At 58.7% G+C, this 4,378-nt stretch carries 3 protein-coding genes; 1 reads left to right on the forward strand and 2 read right to left on the reverse strand.

Translation table 11 applies throughout. The annotated features are described in order from the left end of the window. Positions 1–189 precede the first annotated feature (189 nt). Complete coding sequence (locus AC5JJ6_RS00890) at positions 190–1,719, reverse strand: PAS domain-containing sensor histidine kinase (RefSeq protein WP_496040229.1); 1,530 nt, start codon at positions 1,717–1,719, stop codon at positions 190–192. Between the two features lie 321 nt (positions 1,720–2,040). After that, positions 2,041–2,265, reverse strand: a complete 225-nt coding sequence (locus AC5JJ6_RS00895) for a hypothetical protein (protein WP_496040230.1) — start codon at positions 2,263–2,265, stop codon at positions 2,041–2,043. Positions 2,266–3,216: 951 nt separating this feature from the next. On the opposite strand from AC5JJ6_RS00895, the gene AC5JJ6_RS00900 reads away from it, so the two are divergent. Next, the coding region (locus AC5JJ6_RS00900; RefSeq protein ID WP_496040231.1) for a GAF domain-containing protein at positions 3,217–4,378 on the forward strand (1,162 nt) is incomplete at its 3' end.

Raw genomic sequence — 4,378 nt, forward strand, 5'->3', positions numbered from 1 at the left:
CCGATGTCTCGCGACCGCTCTGAACGCGATCGAAGCATTGGTCCAGGGGCGAAGTTCCAACAACGTCCCTGACGAGCTAGAACTCTTCTCGGTGGATCCGCTGACATTATGTCTGGGATCGTATCATGGCGATGACAGACAAGGGTAAGCGGCCTTCAGGAACTGAGCCGCGAGGAAAGCTCCTGGCGGTCAAGATCGCGAACCGTGCGTTCTTCTGAGTCCCGCGAGGCCATGCTGCGGTCCGGTTCGAGGCTCCCGTGACGGCAGCCCCTCGATCCGAAACACCGTCCCCTTGCCGGGCGTGGATGACACTGCGATGTGGTGTCCGAGCAGGCTCGTCAGGCGATCCACGACAGCGAGGCCGATCCCAAAACCCTCGATGGCTGTGTGAGTCTTCTTGTGGCTCCGATGAAACTCGCGGAAGATCTCACCGAACTGATCCGGCGGTATGCCGATGCCGGTATCCCAAACCTCAATGCTGACCGTCGCTCCACGGCGGCGGCATCCGATCAGCACCCGTCCCCGCTCCGTGTACCGGATTGCGTTGGAGATCAAATTCCGCAGAATCCTTTCCAGGAGCAGCGGATCGCTGCACACCTCCATGGCCGTGTTGACGACGATCAGGTCCAGGCCCTTCTCGGCGGCCTGAGGGGTGAATTCCTCGCAAAGCCTCCTGAGGAGATTGTCCAGCGGCATCGGACCTATGTTCGGGGCAACCACCCCGGCATCCAGCTTCGACAGGTGGATAACCGCCTCCAGCAGGTCGCCCAACGACATGACCGATTGCTGGATCAAGCGGACGAGGTTTTTGGAGGAGGGCTCAGTCACACGGTTGTCCAGCAGCTTGGCAAACAAGGCAAGGGCCTGGACAGGCTGGCGAAGGTCATGGCTCGCCGCGGCCAGGAAGCTGGTTTTCGCCCGGTTGGCCTGCTCGGCCGCCAGCTTATCCGCGACAAGTCGCTCCTCGGCCCGTTTCTGTTCGGTGATGTCCCGAGCGATGCACAGGATGCCGATGATCTCGCCACTCTCCGACCGCAGCGGCATCTTGAGTTTCTCGATGATCGTTCCGCCAGCGGTCAGCTTGAGCGACTGCTCAATGGTCGCCAGACACTCCCCGGTCAGAAGCACCTGCTCATCTTCGCGGCGGACAGCCTCGGCGTCGGAGGAAGCCATGATGTCAAAGTCGGTGATGCCGGGAACCACATCGCACGACTTCAAGCCGACGACTTCAGCAAATATCCGGTTGCCACCAAGGTACCGGGACTGCCGATCCTTCCAGTAGACAGCATGAGGCAACTGATTGAGGATCAGCCAGAGAGGATCGCCGCTCGCCGATGTTCCACCGTCCTCCAGGGGCGGGGTGCTCGTGTGGCTGACATGGATCTCATTGGCGTGGATCACAGCCCCGGATACTTCGCCGGTTTCCCCCGCCACCGGCTCCACCATGATGTCGAACCAGCGGCCATGAATCCGGAGTTTGGTGGTATGTGATCGGCCGGAGGCGACGACAGACGCCACTGCATCGTGCAGAAGGTGACTATGCGGTCCAGCAACCTCGCTAATGCTTCTGCCCTGTAAGGCTTCGGGCGAAACAGTGAAAAGACTGGCGGCGGCATGACTCGCCGCCTCAATCCTGCCTTCCCTGTCAACCAGGATCAGGGGATATCGAACCGTGCTTAGCACGGCCGCCGAGAACGCCCGTTCGGATCTCGTGTCCATCTGCGGCCCACCTATTGGAAGGACCGACCCGAACTCAAATGCGTCCACCACCACGTCGATGCTGATCCCAGGAGTGTTCCAGTCGGCAATCTTGATAACTGACCAGACGAATGATAATTGCTTGGGATCAAGGCATCAATTAGTAAAAATTCGAAACTCTATTGCTGTGGCATCTTACCAAAGGTCACTTGTCCGAAATTCCACACGATTGAACCGCCGGCACCGATCCAGCCAACCAGATTGATGACGGCTTTAACGCCTCATCTATTATTCGGAACATGAGACTGATGGTGTTTCCTGCCACTGAGCGACAGGCATACTTCAGGCGGCCTTGCAGCGAAGTGGTCGCAACCGATGCTTCATCTCGTCCAGGAATCGGCGAACCTCATCAACCGTCAACCCATCGCGGGCAAGCAAACTGTGCATGATCGGATCACCGAGAAGGTCATCAAGCGACGGTTCGGGTCTTCTGGCATTCATGACAATCTCCAAAATAGAATGATCGGTCTTCGGATCCTGTTCGAGACATTCCCGCCAGTGGCTCATGAGGGTATGCGGATCAAGCCGGACGCCGCGTTATCAGGTGGCCGAAGTTGTCTTGTGACGGTACGGGATTTACCAGCGGATCATGACAAGCCTTTGACACCAGAGCGATCACTCCGGCTTAACACGGTGGGTTACAAGCGATCCGCGAAACCCGACTGGGGTCTCTCGTCGGTCAGATCACTCAGGCTACCATCGCCGATCCAGCGGCCATACAACGACAAGGTCGATCAGTCCATCACTCCGATCATCGAACCGTTGAATGCGGGTGGCCACCCGAGCCATCCACGACCGGTCATCCGCCTCGGTCGCTATCAGCCACTCGGAGGCGAGGGTTCGGATGCTGTTCAGCCACGCTCGCTCCTCTGGACGGATTGCGACCGCCGTCCCATCACCCCGGTCAGACTCCAGGTAGCCGGAGGTCAGACACGCATTCCACGGGGCGGAACAGCGATCATCGTAGCAATGAACCCTGATCAAGTCGCCCGTGGTTGAGAATACGACTTCCAAGGCATTGAAAGGATGAGGTTTGCGGTAAGACAGAGTCGGGCAAGGCGAGGTGGCAACTGAAGGGGCCTGTCGGTGGTGCGAAAGCAACGTTTCCTCCCCAGGAAAACCAAAGTTCTTTATCATTGGAAACTTTCGTTGGTTCGGATGTTTTAAGCTTTCCCCCTCCCTCACTCCAAGAGCAAACCGACGTCCTGCGGGATTCTTTCGGCAGAGGGAATAGGACGTTGTGGAACCTACAATTCACTTGGCCTGTGCTGTAGAGGTACACACGGTTCAAACCGCTTTAGATGCTCTTCGCTTCTATGATAGCAGTGAAAGCTGCCGCGGCATCTCGATCCATGATGAGCCGAGCAAACAGCCGTGAGCAGCAGGCCGGTCATGCTTGTCAGTCTTGCCGGCAGCACCCTGGAGGCCGGCTGGAACCCGCTGACATGTTAACAGCCAGTGCTCAAAGACTTCAACTTCTCGTCACGTGGACCGGAAACCTCGAAAACAGATCAAGATATGGACAATCAACAGTCCGAACTCCTGGGCAGCTTGCCGGAAAGCTTTATCAGACCTCCGCTGCCACTGGACGAGCCGCAGCGGCTGATCGCCTTAAAGCGGTATGACCTGCTCGACACGCCGCCGGAGCAAGCATTTGACCGCATTGCCCGGTTGGCGGCGGGCGTGCTCGGCATGCCGATCTCACTGATCACGCTGATCGATGCAACCCGGCAATGGTTCAAGTCGCGTCATGGCCTCGACGTCCCCTGGACCCGGCGGGAGGTGGCGTTCTGTTCCTACACGATCCTCAACACGGAACCTCTAGTGGTCGTCGACGCCGCAGCGGATGACCGCTTCGCCGACAACCCACTGGTGAGTGAGGACCCGAACATCCGGTTCTACGCTGGAGCACCCCTGGTGACGCCGGATGGCCACGTGCTCGGCACTCTATGCGTGATCGACCGTTCGCCGCACCCGGAGTTCAGCAATGAGCAGCAGCGGCTCCTGCAAGATCTCGCCGAGCTTGTGATGACTGAGATCGAGGCCCGCTCGGCCAATCTGGCCTTGCGGCAGAAGGTCCGTGAGCATCAGGAGACCGAGAGGCGGCTGCAATGGTCCTTGGCTGAGACGGAGACCTTGCTGCGGGAGGTCCACCACCGGGTCAAGAACAACCTTCAGCTTGCGGACACGCTGCTCGCTCTTGAGATCCATCATACGCCGGCTGTTGCCGAACATCTGCGGGATCTGCGATACCGGATGTACTGCCTGGGCATGGTCCACCAGATGCTCATGCAGTCAGCCGATTTGACAACGATCAAGGTTGGAGAATACCTCTGCAACCTGTGTCAGTCCTTGGCCGCCTCAAACACTGACCGGCAAGGTAGAGTGACAGTGAATGTCACGGCCGAGCCCCGCGACCTCGCCTTCAAGATCGACTTCGCCATATCGCTGGGATTGCTGGTCAGCGAACTGGTGACCAATGCCTACAAGCATGCCTTCCCACCGGACCAGCCCGGCACCATCGATGTGTCACTGACCATCATAGGCGAAGGCAAGGCTTGCCTTGCCGTGTCTGACGACGGCATCGGCATGCCCGCGTCTCCTTCGCCTGTCCCTGTGG

Source organism: Skermanella sp. (genome assembly GCF_059503625.1).

What these genes read in the sequence shown, in the direction of transcription:
- AC5JJ6_RS00890 (WP_496040229.1), bottom strand. Translation starts at nt 1,719, where the DNA reads ATGGACACGAGATCCGAACGGGCGTTCTCGGCGGCCGTGCTAAGCACG.
- AC5JJ6_RS00895 (WP_496040230.1), bottom strand. Translation starts at nt 2,265, where the DNA reads ATGAGCCACTGGCGGGAATGTCTCGAACAGGATCCGAAGACCGATCAT.